Annotated in this window: 14 protein-coding genes; 7 read left to right on the top strand and 7 right to left on the bottom strand. The window is 54.6% G+C overall.

Going from position 1 to position 18,357, the window contains the following annotated elements:
* Positions 1-29 precede the first annotated feature (29 nt).
* Positions 30-941, top strand: coding sequence for a LysR substrate-binding domain-containing protein (locus ACLBVC_RS12900; RefSeq protein WP_410149923.1), 912 nt, complete (start codon positions 30-32; stop codon positions 939-941).
* Between the two features lies 1 nt (position 942).
* Here ACLBVC_RS12900 and ACLBVC_RS12895 read toward each other — a convergent pair whose 3' ends face one another.
* On the bottom strand, positions 943-1,350 hold the full coding sequence (locus ACLBVC_RS12895) for an OsmC family protein (RefSeq protein ID WP_101077441.1): 408 nt from the start codon (positions 1,348-1,350) through the stop codon (positions 943-945).
* A 362-nt stretch (positions 1,351-1,712) separates the two neighbouring features.
* Here ACLBVC_RS12895 and crp point away from each other — a divergent pair, with 362 nt between their 5' ends.
* Positions 1,713-2,345: a cAMP-activated global transcriptional regulator CRP gene (crp, locus tag ACLBVC_RS12890; protein ID WP_013573634.1), complete on the top strand. Its 633-nt coding sequence runs from the start codon at positions 1,713-1,715 to the stop codon at positions 2,343-2,345.
* 61 nt (positions 2,346-2,406) lie between these two features.
* Positions 2,407-4,482: a YccS/YhfK family putative transporter gene (locus ACLBVC_RS12885; protein WP_410149922.1), complete on the top strand. Its 2,076-nt coding sequence runs from the start codon at positions 2,407-2,409 to the stop codon at positions 4,480-4,482.
* A gap of 709 nt (positions 4,483-5,191) precedes the next feature.
* Here ACLBVC_RS12885 and argD read toward each other — a convergent pair.
* From argD to ACLBVC_RS12855, 6 genes are all read right to left on the bottom strand, one after another.
* Positions 5,192-6,409, bottom strand: coding sequence for a bifunctional acetylornithine/succinyldiaminopimelate transaminase (gene argD / locus ACLBVC_RS12880; protein WP_410149921.1), 1,218 nt, complete (start codon positions 6,407-6,409; stop codon positions 5,192-5,194).
* Between the two features lie 167 nt (positions 6,410-6,576).
* A complete protein-coding gene (locus ACLBVC_RS12875; RefSeq protein WP_410149920.1) occupies positions 6,577-7,152 on the bottom strand; it encodes an aminodeoxychorismate synthase component II in 576 nt (191 codons plus the stop codon).
* 131 nt (positions 7,153-7,283) lie between these two features.
* The gene (locus tag ACLBVC_RS12870) at positions 7,284-8,489 is read right to left on the bottom strand and encodes an aldose 1-epimerase family protein (protein WP_410149919.1); all 1,206 of its coding nucleotides are present in this window, start codon (positions 8,487-8,489) and stop codon (positions 7,284-7,286) included.
* A 242-nt stretch (positions 8,490-8,731) separates the two neighbouring features.
* Positions 8,732-10,255 (bottom strand): helicase HerA-like C-terminal domain-containing protein, encoded by a 1,524-nt coding sequence (locus ACLBVC_RS12865; RefSeq protein WP_410149918.1) that lies wholly within the window; start codon positions 10,253-10,255, stop codon positions 8,732-8,734.
* Positions 10,256-10,395: 140 nt separating this feature from the next.
* Positions 10,396-10,962, bottom strand: a complete 567-nt coding sequence (gene ppiA, locus ACLBVC_RS12860) for a peptidylprolyl isomerase A (protein WP_410149917.1) — start codon at positions 10,960-10,962, stop codon at positions 10,396-10,398.
* 145 nt (positions 10,963-11,107) lie between these two features.
* On the bottom strand, positions 11,108-12,403 hold the full coding sequence (locus tag ACLBVC_RS12855) for a cytosine deaminase (RefSeq protein ID WP_410149916.1): 1,296 nt from the start codon (positions 12,401-12,403) through the stop codon (positions 11,108-11,110).
* A 199-nt stretch (positions 12,404-12,602) separates the two neighbouring features.
* Between ACLBVC_RS12855 and nirB the strand changes: the two genes are divergently transcribed.
* The 4 genes from nirB to ACLBVC_RS12835 all read left to right on the top strand — a co-directional run bounded on the left by nirB (position 12,603) and on the right by ACLBVC_RS12835 (position 18,335).
* The gene (gene nirB / locus ACLBVC_RS12850; protein ID WP_410149915.1) at positions 12,603-15,155 is read left to right on the top strand and encodes a nitrite reductase large subunit NirB; all 2,553 of its coding nucleotides are present in this window, start codon (positions 12,603-12,605) and stop codon (positions 15,153-15,155) included.
* Positions 15,152-15,502: a nitrite reductase small subunit NirD gene (nirD, locus tag ACLBVC_RS12845; RefSeq protein WP_410149914.1), complete on the top strand. Its 351-nt coding sequence runs from the start codon at positions 15,152-15,154 to the stop codon at positions 15,500-15,502. The genes nirB and nirD overlap by 4 nt, the downstream gene beginning before the upstream one ends.
* A 60-nt stretch (positions 15,503-15,562) precedes the next feature.
* Complete coding sequence (cysG, locus tag ACLBVC_RS12840) at positions 15,563-16,945, top strand: siroheme synthase CysG (RefSeq protein ID WP_410149913.1); 1,383 nt, start codon at positions 15,563-15,565, stop codon at positions 16,943-16,945.
* Between the two features lie 238 nt (positions 16,946-17,183).
* Entirely contained in the window at positions 17,184-18,335 is a 1,152-nt protein-coding gene (locus ACLBVC_RS12835) for a collagen-like triple helix repeat-containing protein (RefSeq protein ID WP_410149912.1), read from the top strand.
* The last annotated feature ends 22 nt before the right edge of the window (positions 18,336-18,357 follow it).

The raw sequence follows: 18,357 nt of genomic DNA, 5'->3' as shown, positions 1-18,357 counted from the left end.
TTACTGATAGAGTTTTCAAGCGAGGCAACATGCGTTATTTACCGAAATTGCAGCAACTCAAGGTTTTCCAGCAGGTTATCCGCAGCGGAAGTATTCGCGGCGCAGCGCGGGCGATGAATCAGTCCCAGCCGGCGGTCAGCAGAACCTTGCGGGAACTGGAACAAACGCTTGAAACTCAGCTTATCGTGCGCGGCAATCAGGGCATGGCGCTGACGGAAACCGGCCGCGCCTTTGCGCAGCGCATGCAGTTTATTCTCGAAGAACTTGAACGCGCGGCGGATGAGATCCAGCAGATTAATCAGTATTCGCAGGGTTCGGTGGCTATCGGGTTTTCATCACTGCTGGCGCTGACAGTGTTTCCGGCTCTCAATGAAGCGTTCAAAACGCAGTTTCCCCAGTCCAAACTGCTGATTAAAGAAGGCCAGCTTTCGACGCTGTTACCGGCGCTGCGTGAAGGGAAACTCGATTTTGCCGTCGGAACCGCCGGGCCGGGTTTTCCGCTGGAAGATTTGGTGCGTGAGCCGCTGTTTAGCGCGCCGTTTGGCGTGATTGCGCGGCAAGGGCATCCGCTGGCAGGTGCCACCACGCTCGAAGAATTGCAGGGCGCGCGCTGGGTGTTGCCGGAAACGGATATGGGTTATTACCAGCAGATTCAGCTTTCAATGAACGGCTTTAGCGCGCCAGCAGGTGAAACGCCGGTAAGAACGGATTCGGTGGTGTGCGGGCTGAATATGGTATTGCAGTCGGATTATCTGACGATTGTGGCGAAGGCGATGCGCGCGCCGTTCGGCTTGCAGGACAGGCTTTGCCTGCTCAATATCGATACGCTGCCAGAGGCGGAATATTGCGTGCTTTATTCGCAGAAATCGCCGCTGACTTTTGCCGCGCGGCGATTTCTGGATTTACTGCGAAGTCAGTGCCAGTCGTATCGCTGGTGGTGACTTATTCGGCGTTCACTACTTCAAAACTGTGGGTGATCGTCGCGGCTTTGCCCAGCATCAGGGAAACAGAGCAATATTTTTCCGCAGAAAGGCTGACCGCGCGTTCCACAATTTTATCCGTCAGGTCTTTACCGGTGACGATAAAATGCAGGTTGATGTGCGTGAACAGACGCGGCGCTTCTTCACGGCGCTGAGACGTCAGTTTCACTTCGCAGTCACGCACGTCGTTGCGGCCTTTTTGCAAAATAGACACCACATCAATCGCGCTGCAACCACCCGCTGACATCAGCAACATTTCCATCGGGCTTGGGGCTTTGTCGCCCGCATTACCATCCATTGTGATCTGATGGCCCGACGCTGACTCACCTAAAAACGTCAGCCCTTCTACCCATTTTACGCGTGCGTGCATGTGCTCTTCTCCCGGTGGATAAATTCGTCAAATTTTCCCCTCAGACTACCCTTTCACCCAAAAACTGGCAACGTAACCCGATCGCCATCATGCTGAAGCGAGACAACAGAAGACAGCATTGCAAACCTGTGTTACAAACAAAGCCGAAACATACTTTCCAGTAAATTGCGGTGACGGTTTTTGCGGTTTAAGAACAGAACCCACGGTGTTAACAGCAATAATCAGGCTGTTTCACTCCGACATCCGCTTGCAGCATTTCTGGGGAGTTATATGCTGAAAGGGCGCTTTTTAAAGTAAGTGCCGTACAGGGAACTCTGAGCCCTGTGATTTTGGGCAGCGATAACAACAGAGGATAATAGCAAATGGTTCTCGGCAAGCCACAAACAGACCCGACTCTCGAATGGTTCCTGTCTCACTGTCATATACATAAGTATCCTTCTAAAAGTACGCTGATTCACCAGGGTGAAAAAGCCGAAACGCTGTACTACATCGTGAAAGGGTCGGTTGCCGTCCTGATTAAAGATGAAGAAGGCAAAGAAATGATACTGTCATACCTTAACCAAGGTGACTTCATCGGCGAGCTGGGACTCTTCGAAGAAGGGCAGGAACGCAGTGCTTGGGTTCGTGCTAAAACTGCCTGCGAAGTGGCTGAAATTTCTTATAAAAAATTCCGCCAGCTGATTCAGGTAAACCCGGATATTCTGATGCGTCTTTCCGCGCAGATGGCAAACCGTCTGCAAGTGACGTCAGAGAAAGTCGGCAACCTTGCCTTCCTCGACGTAACAGGCCGTATCGCGCAAACTTTGCTTAATCTGGCCAAACAGCCTGATGCAATGACCCATCCGGACGGGATGCAAATCAAGATCACCCGTCAGGAAATCGGCCAAATCGTCGGTTGTTCACGTGAAACAGTCGGACGTATTCTCAAAATGCTGGAAGATCAGAGCCTGATCTCCGCACACGGTAAAACGATTGTCGTTTACGGTACACGTTAATCCCTCAGAAATTGGCGCGACAGTTGACTGTCGCGCCTTTTTTATGGGCTAAGCTTTACCCATGACGCTATGGCGAAGACTGTTCTATCATCCCGAAGTTAACTACGCGCTGCGCCAGACGCTGGTGTTGTGCCTGCCTGTCGGTATTTGCTGGCTGTTTGGCAATCTGCAAATGGGTCTGCTGTTCTCGCTGTGCCCGGCCTGTTGCAACGTCGCCGGTCTCGATACCCCGCACAAACGCTTTTTTAAACGCCTGATCGTCGGCGGTTCGCTGTTTGCCGTCAGCAGTATCCTTTTGCAGGTGATGCTCGAAAACTGGCACATTCCCCTGCCGCTCATCATGTTAACGCTGGCTTTACTGCTCGGCGTCACCGGCGAAATCAGCCCGCTGCACGCACGCCTGTTGCCGGGCGCGCTGGTGGCCACCATCTTCACACTGAGTATGGTCGGCGTGAGGCCGATGTGGCAGGCACCGGCGCTGTTTGCTGCCGGAACCGCCTGGTACGGGCTGTTTAACTGGGCATGGTTCCGTATTTCCGAAGAACAACCTATGCGCGAAACGCTCAGCCAGCTGTATTTGCAGCTGGCGGATTATTTCGAGGCCAAATACAGCCTGCTGACGCAACATATCGACCCCGAAACAGCCCTTCCCCCGTTGCTCAAGCGCCAGCAGCAGGTCATCGATCTGATTGCGTTGCTCTATCAGCAGCTGCATATGTTGCCGCATCATGAACACCACAATAACCACAAGCGGCTGTTCCAGCGTTTTCAGGTTGCACTCGATTTGCAGGAACACATCACGGTCAGCCTGCATCAGCCGGAAGAAGTGCAGAAACTGGTGGAAGAAAGCCACGCAGAAGCGGTGATCCGCCGGAATGCGCAGGTAATTTCCGCTCGTCTGCGCGTGATTGCGGACGATATTCTTTATCACCGATTCTCCGAGCGTTTCACCATGGCGAATGAACTGGCGGCGCTGGAAAAAATTGCGGCGCAGAACCCGCAGAATCCGGTCGGCCAGTTCTGTTATTACCATTTCAGCCGTATCGCACGACTGCTGCGGACGCAGCGCCCGCTGTATCGCCGCGATCTGATGAACTCCCAGCCGCGCCTGCCTTTCTGGCCTGCGGTGAAAAGCTACCTGTCTTTTAAATCCTCGGCCCTGCGCAATGCCGCACGTCTGGGTCTGATTCTGGCGATCGGCAGCAGCCTTGGGTTGTTCTTCAATCTGCCAAAACCCTACTGGATTTTGCTGACGATCATGCTGGTCAGCCAGAACGGTTATAACGCCACGCGTGTGCGTATCCAGCACCGTGCGCTCGGCACGCTGGCCGGTCTGCTGATTGCCGCCGGATTGCTGAAACTGGAGATGCCGGAAGGCATCACGCTGATTTGTATGCTGGTGGTGACATTGATCTCCTACACGGTACTGCGCAAAAACTACGGGCTGGCGATGGTCGGCATGACGGTCACCGCCGTTTATACACTGCAGTTGCTGGCAATGAACGGCATCCATTTTCTGGTGCCGCGACTCATCGACACATTGATTGGTTGTGCGCTGGCCTTCGGCGGTACCATCTGGCTGTGGCCGCAATGGCAAAGTGGCCTGATGCGCCAGAACGCCCATCAGGCGCTGGAAACCTATCAGGATGCCATCCGGCTGATTCTGCAGGAAAACCCTGACGCCTCGAAACTTGCGTACACCCGAATGCAGGTCAATCAGGCGCATAACAAGCTGTTCACCTCGCTGAGCCAGGCGATGCAGGAACCCGGTTTTAACTCGCATTATCTGGCGGATATGCGTTTGTGGGTCACGCACAGTCAGTTTGTCGTTGAGCACATCAACGCGATGACCATTCTCGCCCGTGAGCATTACATGCTGCCGGAAAAGCTGGCGACGGAGTATTTGCAGACCTGCGAAATCGCGCTGCAAAGCTGTCAGCAGCGGTTGCTTTACGACGGGCCAGGCAGTGAGAACACCTTATTTAATGCGCCGGAGCTGCACCCGGATATGCCGCTGACCGAAATGGAGCGCCACCTGCGGAGGGTAATTTCGCATCTGAGTGTGATGCATACCATTTCGTCACTGGCGTGGAAGCAGAGGCCACACCATGGGATCTGGCTGACGCGGCGGGCGTAAAAGGGGAGATCCCCTTTGATATCCCCCTTTAAAGCCGACTGGCAGTGTTTGGGGTTTTCGCTTGCAGTAAGGGCTGGATCGAGAAGATTTCGGTTTCTCACGTATGGTGATCGCTTAACGCGCTGTGCCGAAACCGCCAAAGAGGGAGGAAAGCGCCTCCCTCTTTGATCTCCCACGCTTTTTTCACTGCGCGCTCCGCTCGCTGGCTATGTTTCAGGAACAATCGCTATTGCCGCGAAATCTTGCCGCTGCGCGGTTCCCTAACTCGGTTTCGAGCCTTGAGTCTCGAAACACTCGCTAGGCAAGCTTTCTGAAAGCGGCCAAAGGCTATGTAATTCAAGAGAGTATTTCGTGCTGTTTTTCAAAAGGTGAGATGGCGCGCTCAAAATCCAGCTGAACGGAGCGGCTTCGAGACCCGAGGCTCGAAGACCGAGTGAAGGCAGCACGAAGTGCCTGGATTTGCGCCACACGTGGGAGCGCCAGAACACGGCCATCGACCCAGCGGCAGTGCTGGTTGTAAAAAGACGCGGAGAGCCCAGAGAGGGGCCGTCCTGGCCCTCTCTGGTCGGTTTCGGCGCGAGCCGCTGAGCGATCACCGCACATAAAAAACCGAAATATTCTCGGTCATAGCCCTCACGGTGAGTGAGAAACTGAAATTTTCTCGATCTATATATTTTTTTAAATAAAGCCGGCTGCTAAAGCCTGAACCCTAAACCCCTGTAACTTTTGCCACAGCTTTCTCAAAGCGCCCCATCCCTTCTTCAATATCCGCGAAGTCGATCACCAGTGATGGTGCAAACCGCATCACATTCGGGCCCGCTACCAGCATCATCAACCCGAACTCAGCGGCGGCGGCATGAAACTCTCCGGCGCGGTTTTTGAAGGTGTCCGACAGCTCGGCGCCAATCAGCAACCCCTGGCCACGGAATTCGCTGAAGACAGAATATTTCTGGTTAATGGCATCCAGCGCGCTGATGAATTTCTCGCGGCGTTCGTTAATACCGGCCAACACATCCGGCGTATTGATAACATCCAGCGCGGCTTCGGCGACGGCGCAGGCCAGCGGGTTGCCGCCGTAGGTGGTGCCGTGTTTGCCCGGTTCCATCACCGACGCAACATCCTCCGTTGCCAGCATAGCGCTGACCGGAAAACCACCGCCCAGGGCTTTCGCCGTGGTCAGAATGTCCGGCGTCACGCCGTAATGCATATAGCTGAAAAGCTTACCGCTGCGGCCCATGCCGCTCTGGACTTCATCGAACACCAGCAGTGCCTGATGTTTGTCGCAAAGTTCGCGCAGCCCTTGCAGGAATTCCTGAGTGGCGGGCATTACGCCGCCTTCCCCCTGAACCGGCTCCACGACAATGGCGCAGGTATGGTCGTCGATCACCGCTTTTACCGCGTCCAGATCGTTGAACGGCACATGCACGATGTCTGCCGGTTTCGGGCCAAATCCGTCGGAATATTTTGGCTGGCCGCCCACGGAAACGGTAAACAACGTACGGCCGTGGAAGGCGTTATGGAAAGCGATAATCTTGCTTTTGTAAGGGCTGTGACGATGCGAAGCGTAATAGCGCGCAAGTTTGAATGCGGCTTCGTTGGCTTCTGCGCCGGAGTTGGCAAAAAATACGCGATCAGCAAAGGTCGCGTCGATCAGCTTCTGCGCGAGTCGCAGCGCCGGTTCGTTGGTGAAAACGTTGCTCACATGCCACAGGGTTTCGCCCTGATCGTGTAACGCTTTCACCAGCGCCGGATGGCAATGGCCCAGCGCGGTCACTGCAATCCCGCCAGCGAAATCAACGTATTCGGTGCCCTGCTGATCCCACACGCGGCTGCCTTTGCCTTTCACCGGAATAAATTTCGCGGGTGAATAAACCGGCAAAATCACTTTATCGAATGTGCCCCGGTCAACCGCTGCTTTTTCTGCCATAACCCTTCTCCCTTTCTGATGCTTACCAGTGAGTTCTTACGATGAACTGGAATTCACTGTCGCAATGGATGTGAAAATATAATCACAAAATATGCATAAAAAATCACACACAGGCAAACAGAAATCACGCCTCTCACGTAAGTAATTTTTGCTGTGAGATTAAGTGTTTAGATTTTAAGGAAATTATCCAGAAGCTGATGTCCCTGTTCACTGAGAATGCTTTCCGGATGGAACTGAACGCCGTGCAGCGGCAGCGTTTTGTGTGCGATGCCCATGATTTCGTCACGTTCGCCTTCGCGCTCAGTCCACGCGGTGACATCAAAGCAGCCGGGCAGCGTTTCGGGCGCAATCACCAGCGAGTGGTAGCGCGTCACCGTCAGCGGATTATTCAGCCCGTTAAACACGCTGTTGCCGGTATGGCGGATGGGAGAGGTTTTGCCATGAATGGCCTGACGGGCGCGAACTATCTTTGCACCGAACGCCTGCGCCATTGCCTGATGACCAAGGCAAACGCCGAGAATGGGCAGCTTACCGGCAAAATGGGTGATGGCTTGCAGGGAAATTCCCGCCTGATCCGGCGTACAGGGGCCGGGCGAAATCACCAGATGTGACGGGGAAAGGTGTTCGATATCCGCAATCGTCAGCAGGTCGTTACGCATCACGCTAACCTCTACGCCCAGCTCGCAAAAATACTGGTAGAGGTTGTAGGTAAACGAGTCGTAGTTGTCGATCAGCAGCAGCATGGGGATCCCGGTAAAGTCGAAAAATTTACCGGGCAATTCTACGCATTTTTCAGTCCAGGCTTCAGAAATTTTACCGGGCTTCTTGTCAGGAAAGAGAGAAAGGGCGCTAACCTCTGCGCCCTGAATCTGCATTACTCAACGGCAATCGGTTGATCGCTGACCTCGGTTTTGTGTTCGCCTTGCAACGTTTTCACTCTTTGCTCAAGCTGTTGCACCGCTTTTGCATCCGGCAGCAGGGAATATTTCAACTCAAACACGGTGCTCTGGCCGGGTTGCAGTTGTTTCACACGGCCCTGTTTACGTTCAATCGTTACCGGATACGCGTAGTTGGTGCCCGGTTCAATACCGGTCACATATCCCTGTTTCAGGGTGTCGGTGTTTTTCCACAGCGTCAGCAGCGGAAGCTGATGGGTATCGAACTCAATCGACGCGCCTTTATCACCGGCTTTGTTGACGACGCCCGCAATGGTTTTACCCTGTGCATCCGCCAGCGGCACCATGTTGAAGACCATTTCATCGAAGCCTTTGGTTGGCCCCGCGTAAGTCTGCCAGTCGGTCAGGCCTTTTTTGGCGTAATCGTTGAACGGAGAAATGGATTTCAGCGGTGCGATAAAGCGCGCGCCCTGTTCAAGGATCGGCTGACCAAAGTTGCTGTGATAAATAATCTGGTAGTCGTGCGGATAATCCGACTGGTTCGTCAGCTGGTCGTGAATGGTCCACGACTGGCTGCCCGGCACGTAACGCAGCTCAGTCCAGGTTTCCAGTTTGGCTTTCTTGAAGGTGTCTTCTTTGAGCAGCCCGCGCACGGTGATTTCGTACGGCGCTTTTTCTGCAATCTCCACCACCACTTTCGAGGCTGGCGTGTTACCTGCACGGCCATGCAGTGTGTAAATCATGCCGTCCGCGGTCACCGGATGGCCGGTCCATTCAAAGCCACAGCGCACCATCATTTCGTTGAAGCCTTCCAGCCAGCCCACGCCGTTCCGGCTTTCCAGATTGATGTACGCCGGATTTACCACTTCCTGCACCGGCGAATCCCAGCCCAGCCGGATGTTATCGCCGGTGACATGCAGTAAATCCATGCCGCGCGTTGGACTCAGCGCGATGGTCAGTCCTTTGCTGGTGATCGTAATGACTTTAGACCCTTCCTGTTTGCCGCCGTGCAAAACTTTTTGTTCGATGCTGAAATCCGCACCGGCGATGTTCAGCTTTTTGCTGTCAGTTTTCCAGTTTCCCAGTTCAGTACCGGCTTCAGCATCCGTCAGCACGATAGTTTGTGCGGCCGCCTGCCACGAAAAAAGCCCCATGACGATCCCGGTTACGAGTAATTTTTTCACATTCACTCCTTTTTGCTGAATTGATTTAGCCCAAAAGCAATTCAGCCTACAAACCCCGCACAGCGAAAAACGTGACAGCCTTCACTTAGATCGGTTTTGCAGCAAAATCACCGCTCACAACGTGCTCAGGGTGGCAAAAAAGAGGATGAAACAGGATGGGTTACAACAAATAGTGAGAAGTCAGACAAGGAAAACACACACAAAGCTGATGCGTTTCAGCTTTGTGTGTTGAACAAAGGGGATTACTTTTTACGTCCCCCCATAATAGAACCCAATACGCCGCGCAGAATTTGCCGCCCTAAATCGCGGGCCATGCTTTTGGCGGCAACCTGCACTACGCCATCACGTTTTCCGCCACGCGGGCCGGTGCTGCCGAACAAAATTTCATTGAGACCGCCCATCAGCCCGCCACCAGAATCGTTTTCAGCAGCCGGTTTAGCCGTGCCACCCTGCTGTGGTACAGCTACGGTGCCGAAACCTTGTGCGGTAATTTTCTCATACGCGGATTCGCGATCAACGCTGTCTTCGTAGCGGCCGTAAAGCGGCGACTGATTGATGGCTTTATTGCGCTCATCTTCCGCCAGCATGCCCATTTTTGATTCCGGTGCGATGACCATCGCCCGCTGTACCACTTCCGGCCGTCCTTTTTCGTCGAGAAAAGACACCAGCGCTTCGCCGACGCCCAGTTCGGTGATCGCCGTTTCCGCGTCGAACGCCGGATTGGCGCGTAACGTTTGCGCTGCGGCTTTCACCGCTTTCTGGTCACGTGGCGTAAAGGCGCGCAACGCGTGCTGAACCCGGTTGCCAAGCTGTCCGAGCACGCTGTCGGGAATATCCAGCGGGTTCTGCGTGACGAAGTAAATCCCGACGCCTTTGGAACGGATGAGACGCACCACCTGTTCGATTTTCGTCAGTAACGCTTCAGGGGCGTCATTGAACAGCAGATGCGCTTCATCAAAGAAGAACACCAGATTCGGTTGTTCCGGATCGCCCACTTCCGGCAGATGTTCGAACAGCTCCGCCAGCAGCCAGAGCAGGAAAACAGAATAGAGTTTGGGCTGATTAATCAGCTTATCCGCCGCCAGCAGATTGATGATCCCGTGACCGTTTTTATCGGTGCGCATCAGGTCGTTAATATCCAGCATCGGCTCGCCGAAGAACTGATTAGCGCCCTGACCTTCCAGCGTCAGCAGGCCGCGCTGAATCGCCCCGATAGACGCCGTGGAAATATTGCCGTACTGCGTCTGGAACTGCCTGGCATTTTCGCCGGTAAACTGCACCATCGCGCGCAAATCTTTCATGTCGAGCAGCAAAAGTCCGTTGTCATCGGCAATCTTGAAAACCAGCTGCAACACGCCGCTTTGCACGTCATTCAGATCCAGCAACCGCGCCAGCAATAACGGCCCGAGATCGGAAATCGTGGCGCGGATCGGATGACCTTTTTCACCGAAAATATCCCACGGGATAATGCTGCACGCCTGAGGCTGCCAGTCAGTGACGCCAATATTCTTCAGGCGCGCGGCGAGCTTTTCCGAAGGCACGCCTTCTGCGCCAATCCCGGATAAATCCCCTTTTACATCGGCGAGAAAAACCGGAATGCCGATACGCGAAAACTGTTCGGCCATGCGTTGCAGCGTGACCGTTTTCCCTGTGCCGGTCGCACCGGTTATTAATCCATGCCGGTTCGCCAGTGCAGGCAGGATCACCAGATCCTGAACTGGTTTACCTTCACTCATCGCTTTCGCAATCAGGCGGGGTTCGCTCATTTCATTTTCCTTGAAAGTAGGACGCGGGAACGCTCTTTAAAACCTATTAGTCAGGACAAGGGGCGTCAAGAAACACCCAACAAAAAGCCTCCCGAAAGGAGGCTTAGATTCTATGCAGAAAGGAACCGGAAAGCTGAACGTTATGGCAAGACTTTCGCAGACAGAATCACAATCGGCGTGGTCGGAACGTTCTGGTATGGCCCGACGTTATCGGTTTTCACGGAGGACATTTTGTCGACCACGTCCATGCCTTTGATAACTTTACCGAAAACGGCATAGCCAAAATCACGCTGACCGTGATCCAGGAAAGCATTATCTGCCACGTTGATGAAGAACTGGCTGGTGGCGCTGTCTTTATCGGCAGTGCGTGCCATGGAAACGGTGCCGCGCAGGTTACGCAGGCCATTGTCGGCTTCGTTCTTAATCGGTTCTTTGGTCGCTTTCTGCTGCATGTCAGTCGTAAAACCTCCGCCCTGAACCATAAAGCCCGGGATCACGCGATGAAAAATGGTGTTGTTGTAATAGCCGCTCTGCGCGTAATCGACGAAATTCTTCACAGAAACCGGTGCCTTCGCACTGTCGAGTTCCAATTCGATATTCCCTGCTGAAGTGGTCAGCATTACGTGGGTTTGACCGGCGGCGAAAACCGGTGACATTGCAGTCAGGGATAGCAGCGCAGTTAAGGCCACTAAAGTACGTTTAAACATGACGGTTCCTTTCTCCAGAATACAAACAACAGATCCCACTGATTCTAAAGAGGCTTTAGGCTCAGCGCCAGACCTTTACCTTTATTTACGCTTAAAACTAAATTATTCAGATATTTCATAATATTACAGCGCGTTTATCTGAGCGCTAGCTGTTGAAATCTACCGGATAATCTTTATCAAGATGGATGACCGTTTTTGCCGGTTCCGTTTGCGCGATGAGCCGGCCCTGACGGATGGAATAACGCACCGGCGTCTGGCGGCGGACAGCATCAAAACCATTCTGCGCGGGCAGGATCACCAGGTTCGCCGGATTGCCGTTTTGCAGCCCGTAATCCGTCAGATTCATTGTTCTCGCGCTGTACGTGGTAATCAGCTTCAGGCCGTCATCAATTTGCTGATACCCCATCAGCTGGCAAACATGCAGCCCCATGTGCAAAACCTGCAACATATTGGCGGTGCCCAGCGGATACCACGGGTCAAAAACATCATCGTGACCGAAACAGACGTTAATCCCCGCCTCCAGCATTTCTTTCACGCGCGTAATACCGCGACGTTTCGGGTACGTATCAAAGCGCCCTTGCAGATGAATATTCACCAGCGGATTAGCGACAAAATTGATGCCCGACATTTTCAGCAGACGGAACAGCCGCGAGGTATACGCGCCGTTGTAAGAGTGCATCGCGGTGGTATGGCTGGCAGTGACGCGCTCGCCCATATTTTCGCCCAGTGCCAGCGCCGCCACGGTTTCCACAAAACGCGATTGTTCGTCATCGATTTCATCGCAATGTACGTCGATAAGCTTGTTGTATTTCTGCGCCAGCGCAAAGGTTTTGTGCAGCGATTCCACGCCGTATTCTCGGGTAAATTCGAAATGCGGAATGGCCCCGACGACGTCCGCGCCCAGCCTCAGTGCCTCTTCCAGCAAGGCTTCACCGTTGGGATACGACATAATCCCTTCCTGCGGAAACGCCACGATTTGCAGTGTAACCCACGGCGCGACTTCGGCTTTCACCTCCAGCATGGCTTTCAGCGCGGTCAGTGTCGGGTCGGACACATCAACATGCGTACGGACGTGCTGAATACCGTTGGCAATCTGCCATTTCAGTGTCTGCCACGCGCGCTGTTTCACGTCTTCGTGCGTGAGCAGCGCTTTGCGTTCGGCCCAGCGTTCAATGCCTTCAAACAGCGTACCGGACTGGTTCCACGCGGGCTGACCGGCGGTTTGCGTCGTATCAAGGTGAATATGCGGTTCGATAAAAGGCGGGATCGCCAGCCCGCCTTCCGCATCAAGAATATGTTCACCCGGCGCATCATTTTGTGGCCGGGAGATGATCTGGCGAACCACGCCGTCTTCGATATCGATCTGCCACAATCCTTCGCTGCCGGGCAGGCGTACGTTTTTGATGGTCCGTAAAGGGGTTTTCGTCACGCGTAACCTCATCGTTAGAGAAAGTCGGTTTTAGAAAGCAATAGAAGAACAATAGCCTGAAAGTGTTTATAAATCGAAAGGTTACATAAAAACCCAATTAAATCAGTCAAATACCACCTAAGGAGTATATTGGGAGCGGTTTGATTTGTATCAATACCCCCTGTTACGCGCGGGTTATGTTTAGCCTCATAAAATCAAAATTGAGGCAATTATGAGCAAAGTCAGACTCGCGATTATTGGTAACGGCATGGTCGGCCATCGCTTTATCGAGGATTTGCTGGATAAAGCGGAGCCGGGTCAGTTCGATATCACGGTATTATGTGAAGAGCCGCGCGTGGCCTATGACCGCGTCCATCTTTCCTCTTACTTTTCACACCATACCGCCGAAGAACTATCGCTGGTTCGTGAAGGATTTTACGAAAAACACAACGTCAACGTGCTGATTGGCGAACGTGCCATCACGCTGAACCGCAAAGAGAAAGTGATTCATTCCAGCAGCGGCCGCACGGTGTACTACGACAAACTGATTATCGCGACCGGTTCCTACCCGTGGGTACCGCCGATCCTCGGTTCTGACGGCCAGGACTGTTTCGTTTACCGCACTATTGAAGATTTGCACGCCATTGAATCCTGCGCCCGTCGCAGCAAACGCGGTGCCGTCGTCGGCGGCGGTTTACTCGGGCTGGAAGCGGCCGGTGCCCTGAAAAACCTCGGCGTGGAAACGCACGTTGTTGAATTCGCACCCGGCCTGATGGCGGAACAGCTTGATGTGATGGGCGGCAGCCAGTTGCGCCAGAAAATCGAAAGCATGGGCGTGCAGGTTCACACCGCGAAAAACACCAAACAAATCGTTCAGGGCGGAAGCTCTGCCCGTAAAACCATGGAATTCGCTGACGGCACCGCGCTGGAAGTCGATTTCATCGTTTTCTCTACCGGCATCCGTCCGCAGGATAAACTGGCGCGCCAGTGTGATCTGGAGATCGCGCCACGCGGCGGCATCGTCATTAACGACCAGTGCCAGACCAGCGATCCGGACGTTTACGCTATCGGCGAATGTGCGTCGTGGAATCAGCGCACTTTCGGTCTGGTCGCGCCGGGCTACAAAATGGCGCAGGTCACCACAGACCATCTTCTGGGCCGCGAAAATACTTTCACCGGCGCAGACATGAGTGCCAAGCTGAAACTGCTCGGCGTTGACGTTGCGGGCATCGGCGACGCACACGCACGCACGCCGGGCGCACGCAGCTACGTCTATCTGGATGAAAGCAAAGCGTTATACAAACGTCTGGTCGTCAGCGAAGACAACAAAACGTTGCTCGGCGCGGTTCTGGTCGGCGATACCAGCGATTACGGCAATCTGTTGCAGCTTGTACTGAATAATATCGAACTGCCGGAAAACCCGGACGCGCTGATCCTGCCTGCCCACGCAGGCAGCGGCGGCGCAGTGATCGGCACCGACGCCCTGCCGGAAAGTGCGCAAATCTGCTCCTGTTTTGACGTCACCAAAGGCGACATCATCAAAGCGGTTCAGGGCGGCTGTCACACCGTTGCGGCGCTGAAATCCGCGACCAAAGCCGGTACAGGCTGCGGCGGTTGTATTCCGCTGGTCACGCAGGTGCTGAACGCAGAGCTGAGCAAACAGGGCATCGAGGTGAATCATCACCTGTGCGAACACTTTGCGTATTCCCGTCAGGAGCTGTATCACCTGATCCGCGTCGAAGGTATCCGCTCGTTTAACGACCTGCTCAATAAATACGGCAAAGGCTATGGCTGCGAAGTGTGTAAACCGACCGTCGGTTCGCTGCTCGCCTCCTGCTGGAACGATTACGTACTGAAAGCGCAGCACACGCCGCTTCAGGACACCAACGACGTCTTCCTCGCCAACATGCAAAAAGACGGCACGTATTCTGTTATCCCGCGCTCACCGGGCGGTGAAATCACGCCACAAGGCCTGATGGCAATTGGCGAAATCGCAGCGGAATATAACCTCTACACCAAAATTACCGGCTCCCAGCGCATCGGGATGTTCGGCGCGCAGAAAGACGATTTACCGGCTATCTGGCAGAAACTGATCAACGCCGGTTTCGAAACCGGTCAGGCATATGCGAAAGCGCTGCGCATGGCGAAAACCTGCGTCGGCAGCACCTGGTGTCGCTACGGCGTCGGCGACAGCCTCGGTTTCGGCATCAGTCTGGAAAACCGCTACAAAGGCATCCGCACGCCACACAAAATGAAATTCGGCGTGTCCGGTTGTACCCGTGAATGTTCAGAAGCTCAGGGCAAAGACGTGGGGATTATCGCCACCGAAAACGGCTGGAACCTGTATGTCTGCGGCAACGGCGGTATGAAACCGCGCCACGGCGATCTGCTAGCCGCCGATCTGGATAACCAAACACTGCTGCGCTATCTCGACCGCTTCATGATGTTCTACATCCGCACCGCCGATAAGCTGCAACGCACCTCGGTCTGGATGGACAACCTCGAAGGCGGCATCGACTATCTGCGTAAAGTGATTATCGATAACAAACTCGGCCTGAACGATCAGCTGGAAGCCGAACTGGCGCGTCTGCGTGAATCTGCAGTTTGCGAATGGCAGGAAACGCTGAACGATCCGGCGGCGCAGACCCGCTTCACGCACTTTATCAACAGCGTGCAGCGCGACCCGAACGTCCAGTTCGTGTCAGAACGCGAACAGCACCGTCCGGCGCGCCCGGACGAACGCATTCCGGTGAAAATGATCGCCGACGGGGAGGAAGTATTATGAACCAGTGGTTAACGCTTTGTTCTGTTGAGCAAATCCTGCCGGGCTGCGGCGTTTGTGCGCTGGCGGGCGATCAGCAGGTTGCGCTGTTCCGTCCTTACGCTGATGAGCAGATTTTTGCGCTGTCGAATATCGATCCCTTCGCCAAATCGAGCGTACTTTCACGCGGGATTATTGCAGAACATCAGGGTGATTTGTGGGTTGCCAGTCCGCTGAAAAAACAGCATTTTCGCCTGACGGATGGTTTGTGTATGGAAGACGATACGCATTCGGTTCCGGCCTTTGAGGTTCGTGTTCAGGGCGGCAATGTGGAGATCAATACCGCCAGCCTTTATGCTGAAACCTGCTAAACTCCGCGCCTTTCACGCCGCCTTCGGGCGGCGTTGTTATCTGCTTTCGGGAACGTCGTCATGGATTATTTGCCCCTCTTTTGTCAGTTAAAAAACAGAGCCTGTCTGCTGGTGGGCGCCGGTGACGTTGCCGAACGCAAAGCCCGTTTGCTGCTGGATGCCGGTGCGAAACTGACGGTCAACGCCCTCACCTTCACGTCGCAATTTGAGATTTGGGCAGACGAAGGCAAAGTTCGCCTGCTGAAAGGCGAATTCTCGCCTCTGCTGGTGGATGAAAAATGGCTGGTCATTGCCGCGACGGATTCTGATTTAGTGAATCAGGAAGTCAGCGAAGCCGCCGAGCAACGCCGCGTTTTCTGTAACGTGGTGGACGCGCCGGAAAGCGCAAGCGTGATCATGCCGTCGATTATCGACCGTTCACCGCTGATGATCGCCGTCTCTTCCGGCGGCAATGCGCCGGTTCTGGCGCGCTTGTTACGCGAACGTCTGGAATCTATTTTGCCGCAACATTTGGGCAAACTGGCGCAGGTCGCGGGCGGATTACGCGCGCGGGTCAAAGCGCAGTTCAGCGAAATGTCCGACCGCCGCCGATGGTGGGAAAAGCTGTTTAATCATCATCGTCTGGCGCAATCACTGGCCAATAATGACGACGCGCAAAGCGGACAATATCTCGAAGAATTATTCAGCGAGCCGGTGGATAAACACGGCGAAGTGATTCTGGTCGGTGCCGGGCCTGGCGATGCCGGTCTGCTGACGCTCAAGGGTTTGCAGCAGATGCAACTGGCCGACGTGGTAGTTTACGACCGACTGGTTTCCGACGGCGTGCTGAATCTGGTACGCCGGGATGCAGAGCGGATTTTCGTCGGCAAACGCGCCGGACATCATTGCGTACCTCAGGAGCGTATCAACGAAATTCTGCTGGAACAGGCGCAAATGGGTAAGCGCGTTGTACGCCTGAAAGGGGGCGATCCGTTTATCTTTGGCCGTGGCGGCGAAGAGCTGGAAGCACTTAAGGCCGCGGGCATCGCGTTTTCCGTCGTGCCGGGCATCACGGCCGCATCAGGTTGTTCAGCCTACAGTGGCATTCCGCTGACGCACCGCGACCATGCGCAAAGCGTCCGGTTAATCACCGGTCACGCCAAACAGGACGGCGCGCTCGACTGGGCATGTCTCGCGCAGGGTCAGCAAACGCTGGTGTTTTATATGGGGCTGACGCAGGCGCGCGAGATCCAGCGCCGCCTGCTGGAAAATGGTCTGCCAGCACAAACACCTGTCGCGCTGGTCGAAAACGGCACAAGCCAGCAGCAGCGTGTGGTCACCGGAAACCTGACTGACCTCGAAAATCTGGCCAAACAGGTGCAAAGCCCGAGCCTGATTATCGTCGGCAGCGTGGTCAGCCTGCGCCATAAACTCAACTGGTTTGCCAGCGAAACGCCGCAGTAACGCACCTCCCCGTCCGAAAACTCCATTTATTTTTTTAATCAATTCAGAGGAGTGATATGACTTTCACTTCTCTACCTTAATTATAAGAAAATTCTTATAACAGAATAAAATTCCTGAATTTCGAGAGCAACCCTCTTAAAACCAAAATAATCACCCCACACAAATGGAATATTCAGAATCTTCAACTTAGACTTTAAGTGCGCCGACTGTGGCGTAATCTCCCGTGGAGGGTCAAATCATGCGCCATACCATTCATGTTGGTCATGTTAACAAGGTTGCTTTGGCAATCTTAGTCGCCCTGTCACTGGCTGCCTGTAGCGGCAGTGGCGGCGGCGGTTCTTCTCATACGGCAAAAACGTCCACCACCGGCTCGGCAACGACCGGAGACGGGACAACAACAGGCAGTGACGGCACCACGACAGCCGGAAATGGAACCGGGACAGGCACCACAACAACCGGTGACGGAACCACCACCGCAGGCAATGGAACCGGCACTGGAACGGGTTCGGGGACGGGTACCGGAACAGGAACAGGAACAGGAACAGGATCGACATCCACCACACTCACTACCGGCACCATCCTGAGCAGTGCGGGTGGCGCAGTCAGTGGCCTGGGGACACAAGTCAGCAGTATCGCCAGCCAGACACCCATCAGTAATGTTCCCGTGGCAGGAACCGGTGTTGTGACCATTATCGACAGTGCCGGGAATGCGGTAACGTCCGTGGGCAGCGGTATTCAAAACGGTGTCGGTCAGTTTGGCACCAATCCTAATGCCATCGGCACCACGGTCGCAGGCGTACCAAAAGCCGTGGCTGATTTAGGCACGGGCGTATCCGGTCTTGGAACGTCCATTGCGGCTAACACCGCCGGAACGCCGCTGGGTAGCGTAACTGGCGCGACGGGCGGTCTGGTGAATAACGTCGGATCACTGGTCACCACGACCGGCAACGGTCTGGCGCAAAACGTGCAGAGCGGCGCGCTTTCCGGCGTCACTAAGGCTGCGACTGGCATCGTCACGCCGGTTGTCGCCAATGTACAAACCACCACGCAAACCGTGGGCGGCGCGACCGGTTTAGGTACGCCTGTTAACGGCTTGCTGAATCAGGTGGGCGGCGCGGTTAGCTCCGTCGGCACACAGGTTTCTACCAGCACACCGGCGCTGGCGGGTCTGGGCACCGCCGTCACGGATACCGGCCAGGCAGTGTCTAAAACCGGTACGCTTCTGGTTCCGGCCAGCAGCACAACGACGACCACCGCCAGTAATTCCGGTGGTATTTCAGCAGGCGCAGGCGCTTCGCTCACACAATCAGGCGGTCTGATTGCGGGCGTAGGGACCACGCTGGGGACGGTCACCGGCGGGCTGGGCCTGAAGGTGAATAAAACGCCATAGTACGTTGTTGTAAAAAGCCCGC

Origin of the sequence: Rahnella selenatireducens, from assembly GCF_046449555.1 — a bacterium.
GTDB classification, from domain to species: Bacteria; Pseudomonadota; Gammaproteobacteria; order Enterobacterales; family Enterobacteriaceae; genus Rahnella; species Rahnella selenatireducens.
Note: the sequence above shows the minus strand (reverse complement) of the source record. Positions and strands in the feature narration are given on the sequence as shown.